Genomic DNA, 24201 nt, shown 5'->3' with positions numbered 1-24201 from the left:
GTCAGCCAGGAATTTTTTCGAGACAGTAGCCGAGGCCGCGCACCGTGGCGATGCGGATCGGCCCCTGCTCGATCTTCTTGCGCAGGCGGTGGATATAGACCTCGATCGCGTTATTGCTGACCTCTTCGCCCCATTCGCACAGACGCTCGACCAACTGGTCCTTGCTGACCAGGCGGCCGGCGCGCTGCAGTAGCACCTCCAGCAGGCTCAGCTCGCGCGCCGACAGCTCGATCATCTGCTCATTGATATAGGCAACCCGGCCGGTCGCGTCGAAGCTGAGCGGCCCGTGCTTGATGATGCTGGAGGCGGTGCCCAGGCCGCGCCGTGTCAGTGCCCGCACCCTAGCCTCGAGTTCCTGCAGCGAGAAGGGCTTGGCCATGTAATCGTCGGCGCCCAGATCCAGGCCCTTGACGCGCTGCTCGACACTGTCGGCCGCCGTCAGTATCAGCACCGGCATCGATGCACCGCGCCCGCGCAGCTTACGCAGCACCTCCAGCCCATGCAGCTTGGGCAGGCCCAGATCCAGAATCACCAGATCGAACTCGTGCGAGGCCAACGCCGCATCGGCCTCGGTGCCCGAGCCGACCTGGTCCACCGCATAGCCGGAGGCGCGCAAGGAGCGCAGCAAACCATCGGCCAGCACTTGGTCGTCTTCCGCAATCAGGATGCGCATGCTTTGTCCCCAGTCTTTACGAGCATTCTAGGGACGCCCGGCCTGCTGACATTGCATGTCAGCAGCCAGCCCCTAAACTACTGTACGAATATACAGATTGCGCCATAATGCGCGCAGCCTCAACAGGAGAAAAACATGGACGCCCCCGTCAAAGCCATCAACACCGAAAAAGCCAAGGCCCTGCAAGCCGCCCTGTCCCAGATCGAGAAGCAGTTCGGCAAGGGCTCCATCATGCGCCTGGGCGAGGGCGAGGTGATCGAGGACATCCAGGTGGTGTCGACCGGCTCGCTGGGCCTGGACATCGCGCTGGGCGTCGGTGGCCTGCCGCGCGGCCGGGTGGTCGAGATCTATGGCCCGGAATCCTCGGGCAAGACGACGCTGACCCTGCAGGTGATTGCCGAGATGCAAAAGCTCAGCGGCGTCTGCGCCTTCATCGACGCCGAGCACGCGCTGGACATCCAGTACGCACAGAAGCTGGGCGTCAATCTGCAGGAACTGCTGATCAGCCAGCCGGACACCGGTGAGCAGGCGCTGGAAATCGTCGATGCGCTGGTGCGCTCCGGTTCCGTGGACCTGATCGTGGTCGACTCGGTCGCCGCGCTGACGCCCAAGGCCGAGCTGGAAGGCGAGATGGGCGACTCGCTGCCCGGCCTGCAGGCCCGGCTGATGAGCCAGGCGCTGCGCAAGCTGACCGCGACGATCAAGAAGACCAACTGCATGGTCATCTTCATCAACCAGATCCGCATGAAGATCGGCGTGATGTTCGGCAGCCCCGAGACCACCACCGGCGGCAATGCCCTGAAGTTCTATGCCTCGGTGCGCCTGGACATCCGCCGCATCGGCTCGATCAAGAAGGGCGAGGAAGTGATCGGCTCCGAAACCAAGGTCAAAGTCGTCAAGAACAAGGTGGCCCCCCCGTTCAAGACCGCCGAGTTCGACATCCTCTATGGCGAGGGTATCAGCCGCGAGGGCGAAATCATCGACATGGGCGTGGTCGCCAAGGTGGTCGACAAGGCCGGCGCCTGGTACGCCTACAACGGCGAGAAGATCGGCCAGGGCAAGGACAACGCGCGCGAATTCCTGCGCGAGAACCCCGATATCGGCCGCGAGATCGAGAACAAGGTGCGCGAATCGCTAGGCGTGCCGCTGTTGACGGTGGACGGGCCGGCTGACAAGGCTTGATGCTTCTTCGTCGGGCTGTGCCGAGTTGGGCACCTGACGCCGGCTTGCCATGAAGCCCCTGTCACTGAAGATGCGGGCCATCACGTTGCTGGCGCAGCGTGAGCACAGCCGCAGCGAGTTGCGCCGCAAGCTGCTGCGCATCGCGCGGGCGCAGCGCGACGCGGCCGGCGCCGAGGCTGTAGAAGCGGCAGAGATCGAGACCGATGTCGATGAATTGCTGGTCTGGCTGCAGGCCCAGGGCTATCTCAGCGAGGAACGCTTCGTCGAGTCACGCATCCATGCCCGCGCCCAGCGCTACGGCCATCTGCGCATCCAGCAGGAGTTGGCCCAGCACGGGCTGAGCCTGAGCGCCGACAGCCAGGCACGGCTGAAGGACAGTGAATTCGAGCGCGCGCAGGCGATCTGGCAGCGCAAGTTCGGCAGCCCGGCCGAGGACGCCAACGGCCGGGCCAAGCAGACCCGTTTTCTGCTGGCGCGGGGCTTTTCGGCCGATGTCGTGCGGCAGGTTTTGCGTGCGTCACAGACCGGCTGACAGCTTCGCGACAGGCTTGCGGCGGCGCAGCATGCTACATTGCCGGACTGTGCAAAGCCTGCTCGCAGCCACAATAAGGGCCTGCGGGCCTGTTTTTGTGCGTCCGTGTTTGTCCAGCGCCCCATGTCCTTGCTCAACCCCTCCACTGCGCGCCGTCTGCTGCACCGTCGAGCTCTCGATGTGCAGGTCTATGCGCGCGACGACGGGCTCTACGAGGTCGAGGCCACGCTGAGCGACACCAAGACACGCGATGTCCCGATGGCCGGCGGCACCCGCCATGCCGGCGAGCCCATCCATGACATGCTGCTGCAACTGGTCGTCGACACCGAGTTGACGATCCACGAGGCCGGCTCGCAGACGCGCTGGATGCCTTACCCCGGCGCTTGCGACCAGCATGACGATGCCTATGCGCGCCTAGTCGGCCTGAATCTGCTGAAAGGATTCCGGCTCGGCGTCAAGGAACGCCTGGCCGGCACCCGGGGCTGCACCCATCTGACCGAGCTGTGCCAGATCCTGCCGACTGCGGTGATCCAGGCCTTTGCCGGCCTCGTGATCGACACCCGCGAGGGCGACAGCTCGGGCCAGCCGCCATTCCAGCTCGACAAATGCCATGCCCTGCGCCGCGACGGCGCGGTCGTGCGCACCCATTACCCTCGCTGGTATCGCGACGGCCAGGCAGCCTCTGCTGCCGGCGCCGCCACGTTGCCTGCGGCTTCCTCATCCTGACTTTTCCAAGAAGCGAGACCCCTATGAAGATTCACGAGTACCAGGGCAAGGAAATCCTGCGCCAGTTCGGTGTGCCGGTGCCGCGTGGCATCCCGGCCTTCACGGTGCAAGAAGCGGTGGAAGCCGCACAGAAGCTGGGCGGCCCGGTCTGGGTCGTGAAGGCGCAGATTCACGCCGGTGGCCGTGGCAAGGGTGGCGGTGTCAAGCTGGGCCGCTCGCTGGACGATGTGAAGAGCCTGGCCGAGCAGATCCTGGGCATGCAGCTGATCACGCACCAGACCGGTCCGGAAGGCCAGAAGGTCCGCCGCCTCTATATCGAAGACGGCGCCGACATCAAGAATGAGCTGTATGTCTCGCTGGTCACCGACCGCGGCACGCAGAAGGTTGCCTTCATCGCCTCCAGCGAAGGCGGCATGGACATCGAGGAAGTGGCTCACGCCACGCCCGAGAAGATCATCACCGAGATGATCGACCCGCTGACCGGCCTGACCGAAGCCCAGTCGCGCAAGATCGCCGCAGCCATTGGCCTGACCGGCGCTTCGGTGGACCAGGCCGTCGACCTGTTCGCCAAGCTCTACAAGTGCTATATGGACACCGACGCGTCGCTGGTGGAGATCAACCCGCTGAACTGCGACTCCAAGGGCAACCTGATCGCGCTGGACGCCAAGTTCAACTTCGACGCCAACGCGCTGTTCCGCCACCCCGAGATCGTCGCCTACCGCGATCTGGATGAAGAGGACCCGGCCGAAGTCGAAGCTTCGAAGTTCGACCTGGCTTACATCTCGCTGGACGGCAATATCGGCTGCCTGGTGAACGGCGCCGGTCTGGCCATGGCCACGATGGACACCATCAAGCTGTTCGGCGGCGAGCCGGCCAACTTCCTGGACGTCGGCGGTGGCGCCACGGCCGAGAAGGTCACCGAAGCCTTCAAGATCATGCTGAAGAACCCCGAGGTGAAGGGCATCCTCGTGAACATCTTCGGCGGCATCATGAAGTGCGACACCATCGCCGAAGGCGTGATCACCGCCTGCAAGGCCGTGAATCTGTCCGTGCCGCTGGTTGTGCGCATGAAGGGCACCAATGAAGAGCTGGGCAAGAAGATGCTGGCCGAATCCGGCCTGCCCATCATCGCCGCCGATTCGATGGCCGAAGCCGCGACGAAGATCGTCGCCGCCGTCGCTTAAAGCCCTTTAGGAAAGAAATCATGTCGATCTACATCAACAAAGACACCAAGGTCATCACCCAGGGCATCACGGGCAAGACCGGTCAGTTCCACACCCTGGGCTGCCAGGCCTATGCCAACGGCAAAAACGCCTTCGTCGCCGGTGTGAACCCGAAGAAGGCCGGCGAGAAGTTCTCGGACATCCCAATCTACGCCACCGTCAAGGAAGCCGCCGGCCAGACCGGCGCCACCGTGTCGGTGATCTATGTGCCGCCCGCCGGCGCCGCTGCCGCGATCTGGGAAGCCGTCGAAGCCGACCTGGACCTGGCGATCTGCATCACCGAAGGTATCCCCGTCAAGGACATGCTGGAAGTGCGCAACAAGATGAAGGCCAAGGAAGCCGCCGGTGGCAAGCGCACCCTGCTGCTGGGCCCCAACTGCCCCGGCCTGATCACGCCCGAAGAAATCAAGATCGGCATCATGCCGGGTCACATCCACCGCAAGGGCCGCATCGGCGTCGTGTCCCGTTCGGGCACGCTGACCTATGAAGCCGTGGCGCAACTGACCGAGATCGGCCTGGGCCAATCGTCGGCCGTCGGCATTGGTGGCGACCCGATCAATGGCCTGAAGCACATCGATGTGATGAAGGCCTTCAACGACGATCCGGACACCGACGCCGTCATCATGATCGGCGAAATCGGCGGCCCGGACGAGGCCGAAGCCGCCCGCTGGTGCAAGCTGAACATGAAGAAGCCGGTGGTCGGCTTCATCGCCGGCGTCACCGCCCCTCCGGGCAAGCGCATGGGCCACGCCGGCGCGCTGATCTCCGGCGGCGCTGACACGGCCGATGCCAAGCTCGCCATCATGGAAGAGTCGGGCTTCACGATCACGCGCAACCCGTCGGAAATGGCCAAGCTGCTCAAGGCACTGCTGTAAGGCCGACGCCACGGCCGCCCTCGCAAATGCGTAATTTCACGCATCGAGCCAGGGGGGCGCGGCATCGCACAATTCAGCAGCAGCCCGAGCGGCCGGACTGAGAAAAAGGGGCGACAGCCCCTTTTTCGTTTTCCGGCAGCGATCCGGCCGGCCTCGTTATAGTCGTTCACTGTTTCTGTGCCGGCCGCAGAACACCCAACAAAGCAAATACCCCTGGACATGCTCTCCAGTCCCGAGTTCTGGCTCGCCGTCGGCCAGATCATCATGATCGACATCCTGCTGGGCGGCGACAACGCGGTGGTGATCGCGCTGGCCTGCCGCAAGCTGCCCGACGCGCAGCGTCGCAAAGGCATTCTGTGGGGCACGGCCGGCGCCATCGTGCTGCGCGTCGTGCTGATCTTCTTCGCGCTGACGCTGCTGAAGCTGCCTTTCCTGAAGCTGGTCGGTGGCATCCTGCTGCTGTGGATCGGCATGAAGCTGCTGATGCCCGAGCATGACGATGAGCATGCCAATATCCAGGCCAGCGACAAGCTGTGGGCGGCCGTCAAGACCGTCATCGTGGCCGACTTCGTGATGAGCCTGGACAATGTGATCGCGATCGCCGGCGCCGCCGAAGGCGCGGGTGGCGACCACCAGATGCCGCTGGTGATCTTCGGCCTGCTGGTCTCCATTCCCATCATCGTCTGGGGCAGCCAGCTGGTGATCAAGCTGATGGACCGCTTCCCGATGGTCATCACCTTGGGCGCGATGCTGCTGGGTTGGATTGCCGGCACGATGATGGTGGGCGACCCGGCGCTGGCCAGCTGGGTGCCGACCCAGGCCGGCGACAAGCCCGGCTCGACCGAGGTGCTGCCGGCGCTGTATTACGGCTGCGGCGTGGCCGGTGCGCTGCTGGTCTTGCTGTTCGGCAAGGCCATGGCCATGCGCAGCAAGGCCGCCTGAGGCACAGGCACGATGGCAGCGCCCGGCTTCTGGAAGCGCATGCTGGGCCGCAAGGCCAAGCCGGGCAGCCCGGGCGACCCTGTCACCGGGCCCAGCACGCTGCCTAGCACCCAGCCCCAGCATTTCCAGACCGACAGCGGCGCCAGCCTCGACAGCTATGAGATCGGCCCCGAGCTAGGCCGCGGTGCGATGGCCGTCGTGCACCTGGCCACCGAGCGAGCCAGCGGCCGCCAGGTGGCCATCAAGCGGCTGGCGTTGCAGCGGGAATTCGCGGCCGAGGACCTGATCGATGTGCGCCAGCGCTTCATGCGCGAGGCCCGCGCCGCCGGCCATCTGGCCCACCCCGACATCCTGCAGGTGCTCGACGCCGGCCCGACCGGCCATGACGCCTGGATTGCGATGGAGTATGTGCAGGGTCAGGATCTGAGTCATTTCACCCGTGCGGGCGCGCTGCTGCCGGTGCGCGAGGTACTGGCGCTGGCCATAAGGCTGGCCCGCGCGCTGGCCTTCGCGCACAGCCAAGGCGTAGTGCACCGCGACATCAAACCCTCCAATGTGATGCTGGACCGCAGCAGCGGCACGCTGAAGATCATGGATTTCGGCATTGCCCGCATTGCCGATGGCAGCCGCACCCGCACCGGCCTGGTGCTGGGCACCCCCTCCTTCATGTCGCCCGAACAGCTCGCGGGGTTGCAGGTCGATGGGCGCAGCGACCTCTATTCGCTGGGCGCGCTGCTCTATCAGCTGCTGACCGGCCAGCTGCCGCATCAGTCGGACTCGATGGCCCAGCTGATGTACCAGATCGCCAACCAGGCGCCGCCGGATGTGCGCCACCACCGGCCCGAGCTGCCCGAAGCGCTGGCGCTGGTGCTGGCGCTGGCGCTGGAGAAGCGCCCCGAGCTGCGTTACCGTAGCGGCGAGCTGTTCGCCCAGGACCTGGAGACGGTGCTGGCCCAGTTGCCGGCGGCCGATCCGGCAGGCCCGCCGGGCCGCGAGGATTTCACGGCCGCCGACCCGTTCGCGCAAACATTGCGTCTGAACCCCCAGGAACCGGGGCAAAATCCCTGACCCAAGCGACACAGCCCAGCCAGCCCATGACCGTGGAGATCTTCAGCGCTACCGATGTCGGCCGCGCCCGCGACAACAACGAAGACTCGGTGGCGCTGGACCCGGCCGTGAGCCTGGCCGTGCTGGCCGACGGCATGGGGGGCTACAACGCCGGCGAGGTCGCCAGCCAGATGCTGACCTCCTTCATCACGGCCGAGCTGGGCCGCTGGCTGAAGGAAACCAGCAACAAGGCCACCGCCGCCGACGTGAAGCGGGCGATGGACATTTGTGTCGACAACGCCAACCGCGCCATCTTCAACGCGGCCAACACCAATCCGCGCTATGCCGGCATGGGCACGACCCTGGTGCTGGCCGTGTTCCGCGACGAGGGCCTGCTGCTGGGCCATGTCGGCGATTCGCGCGCCTACCGTTTGCGCAACGGCCAGCTGAGTCAGCTGACCCGCGACCATTCGCTGCTGCAGGAGCAGCTCGATGCCGGCCTGCTGACCCCAGAAGAAGCCGCCTATTCCAACAACCGCAATCTGGTAACCCGGGCGGTTGGCGTCGAGGACACGGTGATGCTGGAGCTGCATCAGCACGAGGTTCAGCCGGGCGATCTGTTCCTGCTGTGCTCGGATGGACTCTCCGATATGCTGGACGACGACGCCCTGACTCAGTTGCTCTTAAGCCACCCTTCGCTGTCGGAAGCGGCTCAAGCCTTGATTGATGCGGCCAATGACATGGGCGGCAAGGATAATATTGCGATTGTGTTGGCCCGCGCCGAGGGTCCCGCCCGGGCGACCGGCCGGACATGGTGGCCCTTCGGTCGTAAATCAGGTCGGGTCCGAATCGGCGGCTTGGAGCAGCCGGCCGGCACGCAAAACAGACAACAGGACTTGAGGTCAAGCATGGGCAAGCTGGTGGTTTCGCTCGATGGGGTGGTGATCAAGGAGGTGCAGATCACCAAGGACAAGACCACCCTGGGGCGGCGGCCTTACAACGACATCGTGATCGACAACCTGGCGGTCAGCGGTGAGCATGCCGTGCTGCAGATGGTGGGCGCCGATGTCTTCATCGAAGACCTGAACTCCACCAACGGCACCTATATCAACGGCAAGGCGATCAAGAAGCAGTTGCTCAGCAACAGCGACGTCGTCGAGATCGGCAAATACAAGATCAAGTTCCTGCTGGAAGACAGCGTGGACTACGAGAAGACCATGATCCTGAAGCCCGGCTCGGCCGTGCCCAGCGGTTTCGGTCTGCCCTCGTCCTTCGGCGCCCTGGGTTCGCCCGCCAGCACCGCGCTGCCGGCCACCATCAAGGTGCTGACCGGCGCGGCCGCCGGCCGCGAGGTCAGCCTGACCAAGGTGGTCACCACGGTCGGCAAGCCCGGCGTGCAGGTCGCCTCCATCACCAAGCGCCCGAGCGGCTATGTGTTCGCCCATGTCGAGGGCGGCGCCCGCCCCAGCGTCAACGGCATCCCCCTGGTCGGTGAATCGGTCGCGCTGAAGAGCGGCGATGTGATCGAGCTGGCCGGCACCCAGATGCAGTTCGTCCAAGCCGGCCTCTGAACCCGGCGGCTGAAACCGGCAGCCCAGGCCGGGCCCGCCGTGCAGCAAATCACGCCACCGCCCGACATCGCCACGGCCGTCCCCTGATCGGCTGAGAAACGCGAACTACGCAGCTAGGCAGGGCTGCCCGGGGCGCGTAAATTGAGACGGCGCCCACAATCTCGTGCGCCATCTCCGACTCCGACGCATGAACATACATGTCCTGGGCTGCTCCGGCGCCATTGCAGCAGGCTACAAGACCAGCGCCTTCCTGCTCGACGATGACATCCTGATCGACGCCGGCACCGGTGTCGGTGACCTCGGCCTGGACGCCCTGGCCCGCATCGACCACATCCTGGTCAGTCACTCGCACCTGGACCACATCCTGGCCATAGGCCTGCTGGCCGACACCGTGCTGCGCCTGCGCGCCCAGGCTGGCCGCCCGCCTATCCAGGTCCACGCCCTGACAGCGACGCTGGACGCGCTGCGCCAGCACATCTTCAACGGCGTGATCTGGCCCGACTTCACCCGCCTGCCCAGCGCCGAGCACCCGGTGCTGAGCCTGCATCCCTTCGAGATCGGCCAGCGCCTGAACCTGGGCGGCCGCGAGATCGAGGTGCTGAATGCCGAACACACGGTCCCGGCGGTCGGCTTTGCGGTCGACTCACCTGCCGGCTACTGGGTCTACACCGGGGATACCGGTCCCAACCCGGCCCTGTGGCAACGCCTGTCCGAGATCAAGGTCGCCCATCTGGTGATTGAAACCGCTTTTGGTGACGACGAGCGCCAACTCGCCCGCATCAGCCGCCATCTCTGCCCCACCGCACTGGGTCGCGAGCTGGCCCAGCTGGGCGGCAGCGTCGAGGTCCACATCACCCACATCAAGCCCGGCGAGATGGACGCGGTGATGAGCGAGATCGGTGCCTTGAGCAGCCCGCACAGGATCAGCGCGCTGAAGGCCGGCGACATCCTGAGCCTCTGAACCGCCCCGGCCGCCGGGCCGACTGACAAAAATGGTCAGTTCCAGGAAGCCCGAACAAAACGCGCGGCCCCGGGTGACCATACGGGTCGCTTCAAGCCCGCAAGCCCCCGAAATTCCGTGAGATCCGTCACGGCAAAGGCGATCAAAAGCCTGGCACGGCCCCTGCATTCAGGGGGAGTGTCTCTACCCCTCAATGCATTTCTTTTCTTCCCAGGAGTCCCCATCATGAGCATGAAGCGCGTCCAACAAGGTTTCACCCTGATCGAACTGATGATCGTCGTGGCGATTATTGGTATCTTGGCTGCGGTGGCGATTCCGCAGTATCGCGATTACACCGGCAAGGCACGTGTCGGCTCGACGTTGGCTCAGGTGGATGGCGTGAAGAAGGCTGTGGCGCTGTGCATCCAGACCATCGGTACCAAGACCGGCTGCTCGACAAACAGCAATGATGTGCCCGCCTTCACAGCGACCAAGGAGATCAAGTCTGTTACTGCCGCAGACGGCGATATTGAAATTGTGCTCAACAAGGGCATTCATGGCGACATCGACGATGCGACCATCAAGATGGAGTCGGCCGGAGACGGCGCCCGCATCTCTTGGAAGAACTCTTGCACCGGTTGCACAGCTGGTCCGGTCACTGACTCGATTACCAAGAATAATCCCTAATCTTGACTGCTGACCGTAGACCATTGGCTGCAGAACCACGGCGGCAGCGGTTATCGGGCAGCATCATCAGCTTGGATAGGAAAAAGGGGCTCTAGAGCCCCTTTTTCTTTGGGACAGAACAAATTGCTGGCTCGCTAGGCTTTGCGGGTCAGGAATCAGCAGCAAGGTTGAAGGCCACCTATGCAGATCGCACTGCTACTACTTTTCGTTGCCTCCGGCTTCTCTGCGCTGATCTACCAGTCAGTCTGGACCCAGTACCTAGGCCTGCTGCTCGGCCATGCCGCCTACGCTCAGACCCTGGTGCTGGTGATGTTCATGGGGGGAATGGCATTCGGCGCCTGGGCGGTCAGTCGGCTGACCGCCCGCCTGCGCAGCCTGATCGGCTGTTATGCCGCGATTGAGTTGCTGATCGGCCTGGCCGGGTTTGCTTTTCATGGACTATTCACCGGCTTTGTCGGCTTGAGCGAGACGCAGGTGCTACCGGCGCTGCAAGGCCATTGGGCGGCCAAGGCCTGGCCCTGGTTGGGCGCCGGCAGCCTGATCGCAGTACAGACCGTTCTGCTGGGCGCGACCTTTCCCCTCATTGCTGGCGGCATGCTGCGCTGGAACCGGCAGGCCATGGGCGCCACGCTGGGCGGCCTTTACTTCGCCAATGGGCTGGGTGCCGCCGCCGGTGCCCTGGCCGCCAGCTTCCTGCTGCTTCCCCTGTTCGGGCTGCCCGGCAGCCTGCAGGTGGCAGCGGGCATGAATCTGCTGCTGGCCGCAGGCACGGCGTGGATTGCCTTCAAAGCCCCTGAGCACGGCTTCGCGTCTCAGGGCGACAAGCCCGCTGCTCAGAGCGCCGATCTGCGCGGCCTGCAGCGCACGCTGTTGGCCGCCACCTTTCTCTCCAGCGCCGCATCTTTTGGCTACGAGATTGGCTGGGTGCGCATGCTCAACCAGGCGCTGGGCACCACGCTGCATGGCTTCGAGTTGATGCTCGCCGCCTTCATCTTCGGCATCGCCTGCGGTGGGCTGTGGATTCGCCACCGAGGTGATCAGATTGCCGATGTGGTGCGCTACGCAGGTTATGTGCAGGTCGCGATGGGCACTTGCGCGCTCTTGTCCGTGCCCGTGTTGGCCCGGAGCTTTGAATGGGTAGGCTGGTTGACGACGGCGCTGGCCCGGACCGACGGAGGCTATGCGCTTTACAGCATCGCCACGGCAGTCATTGCCCTGCTGGTGATGACCCCCGCCGCCTTCTTTGCGGGCATGACGCTCCCGCTGTTCACTACCGCCCTGCTCCGCCAAGGGGCGGGCGAGGCGGCCATCGGCCGTGTTTACGCCGCCAACACGATAGGTGCCATCTTCGGCGTGGTGACGGTGGTACACGTCTTGATACCGCTGATGGGAATCACGCTCAGCGTGGTGGCCGCAGCCACCATGGATGTGCTGATCGGGCTGTGGTTGCTGCGCGGGCTGAAGCAAGGAAGCTGGACATTGCCTGCCGGCGCGAGCGCGGTGGGCGCCGTAACGGTGGCAGGCCTGGTCCTGTACTTCGGGCTACCCAGTACCTTGCAACAGGCTTCGGGGGTGTTCAGAACCGGAATTTCAGACGAGACCAAGCTCGGCCAGCTCCTGTACTTCCGCGACGGATCGACCGCCACGGTCTCGGCCCGCATGTTCAGCGATCAGACCGTCATCATCTCCACCAATGGCAAGCCCGATGCGGGCCTCAGGGATTCCCAGAGCACACCAACCTCAGATGAGATCACGATGCTGATGTTGGGCATGGCACCGCTGGCCTGGCATCCGCAGCCTAAGGAGGTCGCAGTGATCGGCTGGGGTTCTGGCTTGTCCACGCACACGCTGCTGGGATCGTCGCTGGTGCAGCGGGTGGACACGATCGAGATCGAGCACGCAATGTGGGAGGGCGCCAAGACCTTCTTGCCCCTCAACGCCAGGGCCTACGAAGACCCGCGCTCCTTTCTCCGCATCGAGGATGCCCGCACATTTCTGGCTACGCACGACGGCTTGTACGATGCCATCGTCTCCGAACCGTCCAACCCCTGGGTCAGCGGTGTCGCAAGCCTGTTCACCCAGGAGTTCTATGCGCGAGTCCGTGGCAAGCTCCGTGAGGACGGTTTGCTGGTGCAGTGGATTCATGCCTATGAGATGACCGACGCGCTGCTCGCCGAAATGCTGGCGGCGCTGCTGACGGAGTTCCCGCACAGCGAGCTGCTGGTGACCAACAGCAATGACTTCATCATCCTGGCGCGCAGCAAGGTCGCGCCATCCTTAGCGGTCGAGCAAGCAAGTCGTCTGTGGGAAGCCCCCGGGCTGGCCGATGAACTGCGCCGCGTGGGCTTGAGTTCTATTGCCGATCTGCAAGTGCGGCGCGTCGGCGGTGCAGCGATGCTGCGCACTTTTGTCCGGCAGCACCAGGCAAGAGCGCATTCCGACTTCTACCCAAGCGTTGCGCTCCAGGCGCCCAAAGCACGATTCAAAAGCCAGTCTGCGCATCAGCTCCCGCAACTCGTGCTGGCCGGCTTGCCAATCCTGAATGCCTTGGAATGCCGGCGCCCCATGGAAGCTGGCGCCGAAATCACGCGAACAGAGCATTCGAGCTTGGTCCGTGCGCATCTGGACGCGCGCGCCGCGAGCCAAGCTTTCGCAGCGGACAAGGTGGTGACCGAACTGGAGAAGAGCGATCCGGTACTGGCAAGAGACATCCGCTTGCTCAGAGCTCAGCTATCCGGTGTCGTGCCCTTTCATGCGGCCACACTGCACCAGACCATGACGCATCTTGCCAATTCCACGGTGGCCCATCTGCCCAACGATGAGGCACGGCGCTTGTGGGATGAGGCGGCGTGGCTGGCCAAGCTGCCGCGCGAAGCGCCGGAGTGGTTGCGTGCCCAGGTCAGGCTTTATGCCGCTTGGCTGCGCAACGATTGGCGCGAAGTGGAACGACTGGCCGCTCTGCTTCTCGCCGAGAAAGACCCAACGCTGACGCCTCTGTTCCGGCATGGCGCCTTGGTCTATGGCAGCTTGGCGAGCATGGTGCTGGGAGGAAAAGGGGCTGCGGCTCGCTGGGACAAGCAGTTTGGCGACAGCATCCCAAAGCAATTGCCCACAAGCACAAGAGACTTCTTGAAAGCCTGGGACGGGCATGAGGCCGTGTGTGCGGCGGCCGGCTGACCGGCTAGTGCGCCCCGCCCGCCCACCTAAAACACCCCCTCCCCGCCCCCTTCGCCCGATACAGCGCCTCATCCGCGCTGGCCAGCAACGCGGCCGCAGCCGGCACCTCGTCTGGCCCGCCGGCATAGGCCGCAATCCCCATGCTGGTCGCCAGCTGTAGCGCGCCGGTGGGCAGCTCCACCGGCTCCTGCATCGCATGCAGGATCTTGCCGGCCACGAGCTCGGCCTCATCGGGCTGGTGCAGGCCCTCGAGAATCAGCACGAACTCGTCACCGCCCAGCCGCGCGACCATATCGGTGCTACGCACGCAGCGGCCTAGGCGCCGGGCGAACTCCTGCAGCACCTGATCGCCGGCCGCGTGGCCGAGGCCATCGTTGATCTGCTTGAACTTGTCGATGTCCAGGAAGATCAGGGCCAGGCACTGGGCGTTGCGCCGGCTGCGGGCCAGCGCCTCCTCCAGTCGCTCGTCGAACTGGCGCCGGTTCGGCAGCCCGGTCAGTCCATCGACGCGACTCAGGCGATCCAGATGCTGTTCGACCAGCTTGGCCGCCGTGATGTCGGTGGCCAGCGTGTAGACGCCAGCCACCGAGCCGTCCTCCAGCAGATCGGGTATGTAGTCGGCGCGCAGCAGGCGTTTGACGCCGCCCGCCTCGGCCTCGGTCTCGAAGCTGGCCCGCTCGCCATCCAGGGCCTGCTGCAGGGCCTGGCGGCGCGGCTCATAGGCCTCGGGACCGATCAGCTCGGGCAGGCGCTGGCCCAGGGCACGCGCCGGGTCGATGTCCATCCAGGGTTTGAAGGTCGCGTTCAGGAACTGCAGGCGCTGCTCGCGGTCGATATAGGAAATCAGCACCGGCAGGTTGTCGGCAATGGTGCGCAGCCGCCGCTCGCCCGCCTGCAGCTGGCGCAGCGCCTGCTGCAGTTCGGCGGTGCGCTGCTCGACGCGCTGCTCCAGCGAGGTGTTGAGTTCGGTCAGCGCAGCGTCCTGCCTGGCCTGGCGGGCCGACAGATCGGCCAGCGCCCCCGACAAGAGGGCCACCTCGCGATAGCCCCCCACCCGGGGCAGCGGCTCGTCGCCCAGGTGCCGGCGCGATGAGATCACCGCAGCCAGCCGCTCCAGCGGCGCCGACAAGCGGCGCGCCAGCAACCAGGCCAGCGGCACGGACAGGGCCACCAGCGCCAGCGCGACCATCACGATCTGGCCGCGCAGCTTCTGATAGTCGGCCAGCGCCACGCTGGTCGGCATGCGCATCAAGACGGTCCAGCCCAGGCCCGGATAGCTGCCCTGGCCGCGCGTCGCGGCGGTCACCGCGAAATAGTCGACGCCGGCATCGCTGTAGCGCTGGGCCGTGTCTATCGTGCCCATATCAAGCGCCAGCTTGCGACCCTCCAGCGCCGGGGGGCCCAGCAGCACCGTGCCGTCCTGCCCGATCACCAGGGCCTCGGCCGCATGCGACTCCATCGCGGTGTCGATCAGCTCGTTCCTGATCTGGCGCGCCCAGGTCCAGCTCAGATGCACGCCGAACACGCCCAGATAGCGGCCACGCTCGTCGCGCAAGGGCAGCGCAAAGTCGACAAAGCGCCAGGGCTCCTCCTGCTTGGGCAGCAGCTTCTCCAGCAGCACGGCGGCATGCACATCACCCACGAAGGGACCGGCCTTGCCGCCCTGCCACCAGGGTCGCTGCGCGACATTGACCCCTTCGAGCAGGCCGCCGCCGGCGGCCAGCACCCGACCCTCGGCATCGGTCACCCCCAGCCAGGCGAAATGGCCGAAGCCCAGCCGGATCTGCTCCAGCGCCCGGCGCATCGCCGGCACATCGTCGTGGCGCTGAAACAGCTCCAGCTGCGACAGCACCTTGACCTCCTGGAACTGCTGGGCCATGCCCCGGTCGAGTGCGCCACGGAAGTCCAGCGCGATCTGCCGCAACGATTCGGTGGCGCGCCGCTCGGCATGGGCGCGCGCAAAGTTCTCGATCAGCCAGACACAGCTGAGCACGGCCAGCAGCACCGCCGTCAGCACGGCGGCGGTCAGCCAGCTGCCCAGCGAGAGGCGGTCCTTGCGGGGGCGGGTCAGGTCTTGCATGGCAACATTCATGGGCTGCTTTGTAGCCGGGTCGTCGGTACACCGCAAGTCGCGAGACGGGCGCCGCGCACCAAGTCAGCGCATCGCCGACTGATCGACCACTGGCCGAACGCACCAAACTCGGGCAAGCTGCACTGCAGGCAAGCAATGCAGGCCTGGGCACAGCCCTTGCGTCTATCGCGATTCAAGCCGACGGAGTCTTTCTCAACATGCATGCGCTCACCCTTCCCGCCCCGGGCCACTATGACGAGATGCTGCTCGCCGACGGGGCCACGCGCCCCCATTACCAGGCCTTTGACCAGTGGCTGCAGGCCCAGACGCCCGAGGCCCTGGCCAAGAAGCGGGCCGAGGCCGACCTGCTGTTCCACAAGGTGGGCATCACCTTCGCCGTCTACGGCGACGAGGCCGGCGCCGAGCGCCTGATCCCTTTCGACACCGTGCCGCGCATCGTGCCGGCCAGCGAGTGGCAGATGCTGGAGGCCGGGCTGCGCCAGCGCGTCACCGCGCTGAACCGATTTCTGTGGGACATCTACCACGATCACGAGATCATCAAGGCCGGCCTGATCCCGGCCGAGCAGGTGTTCGCCAATGCCCAGTACCAGCCGGCGATGCAGGGCCTGGACCTGCCGCACGGCATCTACGCCCACATCACCGGGGTCGACCTGATACGCCACTCGGACGGCGGCTACTACGTGCTGGAAGACAATCTGCGCGTGCCCTCGGGCGTCAGCTATATGCTGGAAAACCGCAAGATGATGATGCGGCTGTTCCCCGAGCTGTTTGCGCGCTACCCCGTCGCGCCGGTGGCTCATTACCCGACCCTGCTGCTCGACACCTTGCGCCATGCGGCCGAGGTCGAGAACCCGAATGTGGTCGTGCTGACCCCCGGCCCCTTCAACAGCGCCTATTTCGAGCATGCCTTCCTGGCCCAGCAGATGGGGGTGGAGCTGGTCGAGGGTCAGGACTTGTTCGTCAAGGACGACTACCTCTATATGCGCACCACCGTGGGCCCGAAACGGGTGGACGTGATCTACCGCCGCATCGACGACGCCTTCCTCGACCCGCTGGCCTTCCGCGCCGACTCGATGCTGGGCGTGCCGGGTCTGCTCTCGGTCTACAAGCAGGGCCATCTGATCCTGGCCAATGCGATAGGCACCGGCGTGGCCGATGACAAATCGATCTACCCCTATGTGCCCGACATGATCCGCTTCTATCTGAAGGAGGAACCGATACTGCACAACGTGCCGACCTGGCAATGCCGCAAGCCGGCCGATCTGGACCATGTGCTCAAGCACATGGCCGAGCTGGTGGTCAAGGAAGTGCACGGTGCCGGCGGCTACGGCATGCTGGTGGGCCCGGCCTCGACGGCCGCCGAGGTCGATGACTTCCGCGCGCGGGTCAAGGCCAACCCGAGCAACTACATCGCCCAGCCCACGCTGTGCCTGTCGAGCTGCCCGACTTTTGTCGAGGCCGGCATCGCACCGCGCCATATCGATCTGCGGCCCTTTGTGCTGAGCGGCCGCGAGATCAGCATGGTCGCCGGCGGGCTGACGCGCGTGGCCCTGAAGCAGGGTTCGCTGGTGGTGAATTCGTCCCAAGGTGGTGGCACCAAAGACACCTGGATTCTGGAAAGCGTGGAGTCCTGATCATGCTGTCACGTACCGCCTCCCAACTCTTCTGGATGAGCCGCTATCTCGAGCGCGCCGAGAACCTGGTGCGCATGCTCGATGTGACGCACTCGCTGTCCCTGCTGCCGCAAAGCCGTGGCGCGATGACCGAGCTGGCCGCGCCGCTGGCCGTCACCGGCACGCTGGAGTCCTTCACGCAAAGCCAGTCCTCGTTGGACCCCGAGCATCTGTTCAACTTCATGGCGCTGGACCTCGCCAACCCGGCCTCGGTGCTGAGCTGCCTGAAGGGCGCGCGCGAGAACGCCCATGCGGTGCGCGGCCAGATCACCGCCGAGATGTGGGAGGCCATCAACAGCACCTGGCTGGAGGCGCGCAGCTTCCCCAAGCGCGGCATCCCCAGCGTCTCGAGCTTCTTCGACTGGGTCAAGGAGCGCTCGCACCTGTTCCGCGGCGCCACCTACGGCACCCTGCAGCGCAACGATGCCTACAACTTCATCCGCCTGGGCACCTTCATCGAGCGCGCCGACAACACCGCCCGCCTGCTCGATGTGAAGTCGCAGTTGATCGAGCCGGCCGTCGAGAGCCTGGTGCCGGTGGACGTACCGGTCGAGAGTGCGCCCGACTTCTATGCCTGGAGCGCGCTGCTGCGCTCGCTGTCGGCCTTCGAGGCCTATCACGCGGTCTATCGCGAAAGCCTGGACGGCCGCCGCGTCACCGAGCTGCTGATACTGCGGCCCGACATCCCGCGCTCGCTGCGGGCCTGCTGCGACGAGATCGTCGCGATCCTGCCGCATATCGAGGCGAAACCGGGCGCGCAGGACGCCGGCCGCGAGGTCAAGCGCCTGGCCGGCCAGCTGGCGCTGCGGCTGGAGTACGGCGCGGTCGACGAGATCCTGGACGCCGGCGTGCACCGCTGGCTGACCCAGTTCCTCGAGGAATCGGCCCAGCTCGCCAACGCGATCCGCGAAGCCTATCTGGAAGCCAACTGATGCGCCTCGCCATCAGCCATGAGACGGTCTACCGCTATGACCACCCGGTCAAGCGCAGCACCCAGTACCTGCGCCTGACGCCCACCGACGGCGCCGGCCAGCGCGTGCTGCGCTGGGTGCTGAGCCTGCCGGGCCGGGCCAGCCGGGGCAAGGACGCCTATGGCAATGTGATGCATGTGCTGAGCATGGACCGGCCGCACAGCGAGATCCGGCTGCGCGCCGAGGGCCTGGTCGACACCGTCGATGGCCCGCCCCGGCCCGACCCGCAGGACGCCTTCCCGCCCGAGCTGTTCCTGCGCGACTCGGCCCTGACCCGCGCCGATGCGGCGCTGCGCGCCTTCGCCCAGGCCCATGCCGGCGGCGTCGCCGCCGACACCCGCGACGGCCTGCTGGCGCTGATGCAGGCGCTGGGTGTGCAGATGCCCTACACCCCCGGCTTCACCGATGCCGCCACGCCAGCTGCCGAGGCTTTCGAGCGCCGGCTGGGCGTCTGCCAGGACCATGCCCAGGTGTTTGCCACCTGCGCGCGGCTGCTGGGCGTGCCGGTGCGCTATGTCTCCGGCTATCTGGCCACCGACGACCACCATGTCGCCAGTCATGCCTGGGCCGAGGCGCGGCTGACCGAGGGCTGGCTGGGCTTCGACGTCAGCAACCAGTGCCTGGCCGACGGCCGCTATGTGAAGCTGGCCATCGGTGCCGACTATCTGGACGCCTGCCCGGTGCGCGGCATGCGCCTGGGCGGCGGCGGGGAGGCGATGCAGGCCCAGGTGCAGGTGACGCTGACGCCGCCGGCTCAGTAGTGCGGCGGCAGCTCGTCGCGCAGGCTGCGAAAGCCCACGCTCTCGGCCGGCGCCGTGGCGCGCTCGCGCAACGCGGCCAGCTCGTGCAGCAGCGCATCGATCTGCTGCTGCTGGCGGATCACGGTCTGGTTCAGGTGGTCGACCAGGTCTTCGGTGAAGCTGGCCTTGATTTCCAGATCGGTGAGGCGTTGCTCGGTGTCTTGGGCTTTGTCCATCGCGATATTGGACCTCAAGCCAGCCCCTCGCTCACCACTGCGTGGTCGGCAGGGTCGCCAGCCCGGTCCAGCGCTTGATCATCGCGGCCAGCTGGGCACGGTTGACCGGCTTGGTCATGAAGTCGTTCATGCCGGCCTGCAGGCAGCGCTCGCGGTCGCTGGCCAGCGCATCGGCGGTCAGCGCGACGATGGGGGTGCGACGGCTGCCGTCCTGCTCAGTGGCGCGGATGCGCTGGGTGGCCTCGTAGCCGTCCATCTGCGGCATATGGCAGTCCATGAAGATGATGTCGTACTGCCCCTTGCGCGCCACCGCCTGGGCGGCCTGGCCGTCATTGACCACATCGACCTGGCAGCCCAGCATCTTCAGCATGCCCTCGACCACCATCTGATTGACCGGGTCGTCCTCGGCCACCAGCACATTGACCGTCACCGCCTCCTGGGCCGGCTCCAGCGGCGCGGCCACCGTGACGGCCTCCTCGCCGGCGACCTGCAGCGGCAGGTCGATCCAGAAGTGCGAGCCCTGGCCCACATCGCTGTCGACATTGACCTGGCCGCCCATCAGCTCGGTCAGCTCCTTGACGATGGCCAGCCCCAGGCCGCCGCCGCCGTGGCGCCGGGTGCTGGAGCTGTCGACCTGGGTGAAGGTGTCGAAGATGGTCTCCAGCTGCGAGGCCGGGATGCCGATGCCGGTATCGCGCACCGAGAAGCGCACGCGCAGCGGCTGCGCCTCCAGCACCAGCACCTCCAGGCGCACGCTGCCCCGGTCGGTGAACTTGACCGCGTTGTGCAGCAGATTCACCAGCAGCTGGCGCAGGCGTGTAGCGTCGGCCAGCACCCGGGGCGGCAGCTTGACCGAGGCATGGGCCGTCAGCGTGACCGGCTTGTCGCGCGTCGTCGCCATCACCAGCTCCAGCGCCTCGCCCACCAGGGCGCGCAGGTCCAGCACCACCGGTCGCAGCTCCAGCTTGCCGGCCTCGATGCGCGACAGGTCCAGCACATCGTCGATCAGGCCCAGCAAGGCGGTGGCCGAATGGTGGGCGGTCTGCACATAGCGCTGCTGGATCGGAGTCAGCGTCGTGCCCATCAGCAGCTCGGCCGCGCCGAGGATGCCGTTCATCGGCGTGCGGATCTCATGGCTGGTGGCCGCCAGGAACTGCGACTTGGCCTGGTTGGCCTGCTCGGCCTGGCGCCGCGCCGCGTCCAGCTCTATGGTCTGCAGTTCCAGCGCATGGGCTTTCTGCTCCAGCTGCTCGACCAGCAGATGGGCGGTGCGCACCGCCTCGCGGGCCCGCCGGCGCAGCCGCTCCATCACCAGACCGGTGGCGGCCAGATAGACGCCCAGCAGATACATCGAGGCGGCAATGCCCAGGCGCTCGTTCCACAGGGCCCGGGCCGGGTCCAGCGCGGCGATGCCCAGCCCGTAGGCCAGATAGGCCCGCGTGATCACATGGCCGAAATAGACGGCGCGCCTGAAGCCGAAGCCGATCTGGTCGACCACCCGCACCAGCATGAAGTAGGCAAAGAACAGCTGCCCCTGCTCCAGCAAATAGAGCGTCGGCAGCCAGGCCAGCACATCAAGATTGAAGAAGACCAGGCTCAGATCGACCCGCCCGCTGCGCCCCCAGCCCAGGCGCAGCGCCAGCCAGCCGAGCAGCGCATAGCCCATATTGAAGGCCATCAGCACCATCAGCTCGGGCCGGGCCAGCCCGCCGCCGGGCATATTGTGCAGCGCGATCACGCTGAGGATCGCGAAGCCCAGCAATCTCAGTGCCGGAATCTGCTGGGTATACAGCCGACGTGCCCGCGCCGCCTTGCGCTGGGCGAGCAGGCCCGCATCCAGCGTAAAGCCGGTGTCACGGTCGAGCACTGCTGCTGTCTTGCTGTCCACAAAGCCCTCGTTGCAAAAGCCGCGCCAAAACGACGGGCTTCGCAGAATACCCGGGCAATCCCTAGGCTGCTGTACTGTTGCCGACGTTTACATCTGGGCCGGCGGGCGCGTGGCGCCCCCTGGCAGTGCCGCTCGGCAGGGTGTCAGGGGGCGCTGTTGTCACCGGCCCTCCCTAGAGTGCAGCGCTCTGCCCACTCTGGAGTCACCCCCATGCGAATCCCTTTTCACGCCGGCCTGCTGGCCCTGGCGCTGCTCGCCGCCACCACCCTGCCGGCCCAGGCCACGTCGCTGAAGACCCTGAACGGCCAGGCACCTCTGGTCATCGCCCATCGCGGCGCCAGCGGCTACCTGCCCGAGCACACACTAGCCGGCTATGAGCTGGCGATCAAAATGGGGGCTGACTATATCGAGCCCGATCTGCAGCTGACCAAAGACGGCCATCTGGTCGCGATGCACGACGCCACGCTGAACCGCACCACCGATGTCGCCACCGTGCTGGGCCGCCGCAACAACGGCTACCGGGTCGCCGACTACACACTGGCCGAGATCAAGCAGCTGACCGTCAAGCCCACCGGCACCGGCAAGACCAGCTATCCCGGCTTCACACCCAGCTCGGCCGACCCGCTGCGCGTGCCGACCTTCGACGAAGTGATCCAGCTGGCCCAATCGCAGAGCGCGCTGACCGGCCGCACCGTGGGTCTGTACCCCGAGGCCAAGATCGCCGACCCGCTGATGGAAGACAAGATCCTGGCGACGCTGGCCCAGTACGGCTATGGCAAGTCCAGCGACGCGGTCTTCATCCAGTCCTTCAGCCTGGACACGATGAAGAACATCCGCGCCAAGCAGCAAAGCCTGGGCATGAGTCTGCAGCAGGTCTTTCTCGGCAACTCGGCCAGCAGCTCGTTTGCCGACATCGCCCGGTACGTCAACGGCATCGGCCCGTCGATCAATGCCAGCGGCGCCAATGCCGTGACCGAGTCCTATATCCAGGCCGCCCATGCGGCCGGCCTGCTGGTGCATGGCTACACCTTCGCCCAGGCCAATGCCGAGCTGGCGGCCGCGCAGTACGACAAGTACTTCGGCTGGGGCATGGATGGCGTGTTCAGCAACTACAGCGATCTGGCCGTGAGCGCCCGCAACGAGCTGATGGCCGCCGTGCCCGAACCGAGCAGCTATGCGCTGATGCTGGGTGGCATCGCGCTGCTGGGCTGGGTCGCCCGTCGACGCCAGGCCTAAACTGGCCCCAGCACCCGCATCGAGTAGTCGACCGCCTTCACATCCTTGGTGAGGCGGCCGATCGAGATGCGGTCGACGCCGGTGGCAGCGATCCAGCGCAGCTGGTCAAGCTCGACCCCGCCCGAGACTTCCAGCAGCGCCCGGCCGGCCGTCACGGCCACCGCCTCGCGCATCATCGCCTCGCTGAAATTGTCCAGCAGCACGCTGAGCGCACCGGCGCCCAGCGCCTCCTGCAGCTCAGCGATGCTCTCGACCTCGACCTGGATGTCCACGCCCGCGTTCAGCGCCTGGGCCGCACGCAGCGCCGCTGCGACACCGCCGGCCGCCGCGATATGGTTTTCCTTGATCAGAATGCCGGCATAGAGGGCCAGGCGCTGGTTCGCGCCGCCGCCGATGCGCACCGCATACTTCTGCGCCAGGCGCAGGCCCGGCAGGGTCTTGCGCGTATCCAGCACCGCGCAGCCGCGTGGATTGGTGCTGGCGCCGGCGATCGCGTCGACATGGGCACGGGTCAGGGTCGCCGTGCCCGACAGCAGCTGCAGAAAGTTCATTGCCGGCCGCTCGGCCGACCGCAGGGCCCGGCCGGCGGCCGCGATCTCGCCGAGCACGGTGTCGGCGCTCATGCGCGCACCTTCCTCATAAAGCCACTCGATGCGGGCCGTCGCATCGAGCGCGGCGAACACCCCGTCGAACCAGGGGCGCCCGCACAGCACCGCAGTCTCGCGCACCCGCAGCTGGGCCTTGACGCGGCGACCGGCCGGCACCAGCCGGGCGGTCCAGTCGCAGACCCCGATGTCTTCCATCAGCGCCTCGCGGATATTGCGCTCGCGGGCTTCGTCCAGGCTCTCGTTGTGATCGAACATCGCTCAGTCGGGGTCTTTGATCGTGAGGCTCAGATTATCCAGGCCCTCGATCACGCCGGTGATCACATCGCCGGGCTTGACCGCGCCGACGCCCTCGGGCGTGCCGGTGTAGATCAGATCGCCCGGGCCCAGGTGGTAGTACTGCGACAGATTGGCGACGATCTCGGGCACGCTCCAGATCATGTCCGACAGATCGCCGCGCTGCTTCTCGACGCCATTGACCGCCAGCGTGATCGCGCCGGCCTTCGGGTGGCCGATCTCGCTGGCCGGCACCAGCTCGGTGATCACGGCCGAGTTCTCGAAGCCCTTGCCGATGTCCCAGGGCCGGCCATTGGCCTTGGCCGCGTTCTGCAGATCGCGGCGCGTCATGTCCAGGCCGGCGGCATAGCCCCAGATGGCCGCTTCGGCGGCCTCGGGTGCCACCTTGAAGACCGGCGCGCCGATCGCGATCACCAGTTCCATCTCGTAATGGAAATTGCTGGTGCCGGGCGGATAGGCGATGCTGGCGCCGGACGGCACCAGGGCATTGGCCGGCTTGCTGAAATAGAACGGCGGTTCGCGATCCGGGTCGCTGCCCATCTCGCGGGCATGGGCGGCGTAATTGCGGCCGACGCAGAAGATGCGGGCGACGGCATAGCGCTGGCGGCTGCCGCGCACGGCGACACTGGGCTGGGCCTCGGGAGCGAAAACATAGTCGGTCATGATGGGCGGGACGATGCTGTGGATGGCGCAGCATAGCCAAGTCGACGGGGAGCCGGGTTGCGGGCTTTGCGTAGTCGGGCAGCGCCCGTGCGCATCCCGGCTACCATCGCGCCCAATGCTGATGTCGAAGTCCCTGCCCGCCCTCGTGCTGCTGGCCCTGCTGGTCGGCTGCGCCAGCCGCGCGCCCGCCCCCAGTACCGCGCCGGCCCCGCGACCGACGCCGCC

General features: G+C 66.1%; 21 protein-coding genes and 1 pseudogene. 16 read left to right on the top strand and 6 right to left on the bottom strand.

All coding sequences use genetic code 11. The annotated features are described in order from the left end of the window. Nucleotide 1: 1 nt before the first annotated feature. Nucleotides 2-673 (bottom strand): response regulator, encoded by a 672-nt coding sequence (locus PO768_RS11615; RefSeq protein WP_137945432.1) that lies wholly within the window; start codon nt 671-673, stop codon nt 2-4. Nucleotides 674-808: 135 nt separating this feature from the next. Between PO768_RS11615 and recA the strand changes: the two genes are divergently transcribed. The 12 genes and pseudogenes from recA (at nt 809) to PO768_RS11555 (ending at nt 13575) form a co-directional block, all read left to right on the top strand. Beyond that, nucleotides 809-1855, top strand: coding sequence for a recombinase RecA (recA, locus tag PO768_RS11610; RefSeq protein WP_137945433.1), 1047 nt, complete (start codon nt 809-811; stop codon nt 1853-1855). Nucleotides 1856-1904: 49 nt separating this feature from the next. Next, nucleotides 1905-2387: a recombination regulator RecX gene (gene recX / locus PO768_RS11605; protein ID WP_272646188.1), complete on the top strand. Its 483-nt coding sequence runs from the start codon at nt 1905-1907 to the stop codon at nt 2385-2387. A 123-nt stretch (nt 2388-2510) separates the two neighbouring features. Then, nucleotides 2511-3113 carry a DUF2889 domain-containing protein gene (locus tag PO768_RS11600; protein ID WP_272646187.1) on the top strand — a complete coding sequence of 201 codons (603 nt, stop codon included), beginning with the start codon at nt 2511-2513 and terminating at the stop codon, nt 3111-3113. A gap of 23 nt (nt 3114-3136) precedes the next feature. Next, nucleotides 3137-4297 (top strand): ADP-forming succinate--CoA ligase subunit beta, encoded by a 1161-nt coding sequence (gene sucC / locus PO768_RS11595; protein ID WP_137945436.1) that lies wholly within the window; start codon nt 3137-3139, stop codon nt 4295-4297. A gap of 20 nt (nt 4298-4317) precedes the next feature. Then, nucleotides 4318-5211, top strand: a complete 894-nt coding sequence (sucD, locus tag PO768_RS11590; RefSeq protein ID WP_137945437.1) for a succinate--CoA ligase subunit alpha — start codon at nt 4318-4320, stop codon at nt 5209-5211. A 219-nt stretch (nt 5212-5430) separates the two neighbouring features. Next, nucleotides 5431-6153 (top strand): TerC family protein, encoded by a 723-nt coding sequence (locus tag PO768_RS11585; protein WP_442953217.1) that lies wholly within the window; start codon nt 5431-5433, stop codon nt 6151-6153. A gap of 12 nt (nt 6154-6165) precedes the next feature. Beyond that, complete coding sequence (locus PO768_RS11580; RefSeq protein WP_272646186.1) at nt 6166-7221, top strand: serine/threonine-protein kinase; 1056 nt, start codon at nt 6166-6168, stop codon at nt 7219-7221. Between the two features lie 26 nt (nt 7222-7247). Next, nucleotides 7248-8030, top strand: a pseudogene (locus PO768_RS11575) (Stp1/IreP family PP2C-type Ser/Thr phosphatase); the annotation flags it as partial. Between the two features lie 78 nt (nt 8031-8108). Next, nucleotides 8109-8771, top strand: coding sequence for an FHA domain-containing protein (locus PO768_RS11570; protein ID WP_137945441.1), 663 nt, complete (start codon nt 8109-8111; stop codon nt 8769-8771). Between the two features lie 187 nt (nt 8772-8958). Further along, a complete protein-coding gene (locus tag PO768_RS11565; RefSeq protein WP_272646185.1) occupies nt 8959-9732 on the top strand; it encodes an MBL fold metallo-hydrolase in 774 nt (257 codons plus the stop codon). A 225-nt stretch (nt 9733-9957) separates the two neighbouring features. Beyond that, nucleotides 9958-10398 carry a pilin gene (locus PO768_RS11560; RefSeq protein WP_442953216.1) on the top strand — a complete coding sequence of 147 codons (441 nt, stop codon included), beginning with the start codon at nt 9958-9960 and terminating at the stop codon, nt 10396-10398. 180 nt (nt 10399-10578) lie between these two features. Further along, the gene (locus PO768_RS11555) at nt 10579-13575 is read left to right on the top strand and encodes a hypothetical protein (RefSeq protein ID WP_272646184.1); all 2997 of its coding nucleotides are present in this window, start codon (nt 10579-10581) and stop codon (nt 13573-13575) included. A gap of 4 nt (nt 13576-13579) precedes the next feature. Here the strand turns inward: PO768_RS11555 and PO768_RS11550 are convergent, their stop codons facing one another. Continuing rightward, a complete protein-coding gene (locus PO768_RS11550; RefSeq protein ID WP_272646183.1) occupies nt 13580-15667 on the bottom strand; it encodes a diguanylate cyclase domain-containing protein in 2088 nt (695 codons plus the stop codon). Nucleotides 15668-15864: 197 nt separating this feature from the next. On the opposite strand from PO768_RS11550, the gene PO768_RS11545 reads away from it, so the two are divergent. The 3 genes from PO768_RS11545 to PO768_RS11535 are packed head-to-tail and all read left to right on the top strand — an operon-like array spanning nt 15865 to nt 19072. Continuing rightward, nucleotides 15865-17301: a circularly permuted type 2 ATP-grasp protein gene (locus tag PO768_RS11545; protein WP_272646182.1), complete on the top strand. Its 1437-nt coding sequence runs from the start codon at nt 15865-15867 to the stop codon at nt 17299-17301. A gap of 2 nt (nt 17302-17303) precedes the next feature. Next, the gene (locus PO768_RS11540) at nt 17304-18272 is read left to right on the top strand and encodes an alpha-E domain-containing protein (protein WP_272646181.1); all 969 of its coding nucleotides are present in this window, start codon (nt 17304-17306) and stop codon (nt 18270-18272) included. Further along, a complete protein-coding gene (locus tag PO768_RS11535; protein WP_269839385.1) occupies nt 18272-19072 on the top strand; it encodes a transglutaminase family protein in 801 nt (266 codons plus the stop codon). Before PO768_RS11540 ends, PO768_RS11535 begins: the two co-directional genes overlap by 1 nt. Here the strand turns inward: PO768_RS11535 and PO768_RS11530 are convergent. Continuing rightward, on the bottom strand, nt 19066-19287 hold the full coding sequence (locus PO768_RS11530) for a SlyX family protein (RefSeq protein ID WP_137945447.1): 222 nt from the start codon (nt 19285-19287) through the stop codon (nt 19066-19068). The genes PO768_RS11535 and PO768_RS11530 overlap by 7 nt on opposite strands. Before the next feature lie 31 nt (nt 19288-19318). Next, a complete protein-coding gene (locus tag PO768_RS11525) occupies nt 19319-21175 on the bottom strand; it encodes an ATP-binding protein (RefSeq protein WP_272646180.1) in 1857 nt (618 codons plus the stop codon). A 210-nt stretch (nt 21176-21385) separates the two neighbouring features. On the opposite strand from PO768_RS11525, the gene PO768_RS11520 reads away from it, so the two are divergent. Then, entirely contained in the window at nt 21386-22411 is a 1026-nt protein-coding gene (locus PO768_RS11520) for a glycerophosphodiester phosphodiesterase family protein (protein WP_272646179.1), read from the top strand. Here PO768_RS11520 and nadC read toward each other — a convergent pair. Continuing rightward, complete coding sequence (gene nadC / locus PO768_RS11515; RefSeq protein WP_272646178.1) at nt 22408-23274, bottom strand: carboxylating nicotinate-nucleotide diphosphorylase; 867 nt, start codon at nt 23272-23274, stop codon at nt 22408-22410. The genes PO768_RS11520 and nadC overlap by 4 nt on opposite strands. Nucleotides 23275-23277: 3 nt before the next feature. Continuing rightward, on the bottom strand, nt 23278-23976 hold the full coding sequence (locus PO768_RS11510; RefSeq protein WP_137945450.1) for a fumarylacetoacetate hydrolase family protein: 699 nt from the start codon (nt 23974-23976) through the stop codon (nt 23278-23280). Nucleotides 23977-24201 lie beyond the last annotated feature (225 nt).

This window comes from Paucibacter sp. XJ19-41 (genome assembly GCF_028462495.1).
In the GTDB taxonomy this organism is placed as follows: domain Bacteria; phylum Pseudomonadota; class Gammaproteobacteria; order Burkholderiales; family Burkholderiaceae_C; genus Roseateles_E.
The sequence above is the reverse complement of the archived record's forward strand: the minus strand, read 5'-3'. Positions and strand labels throughout refer to the sequence as shown.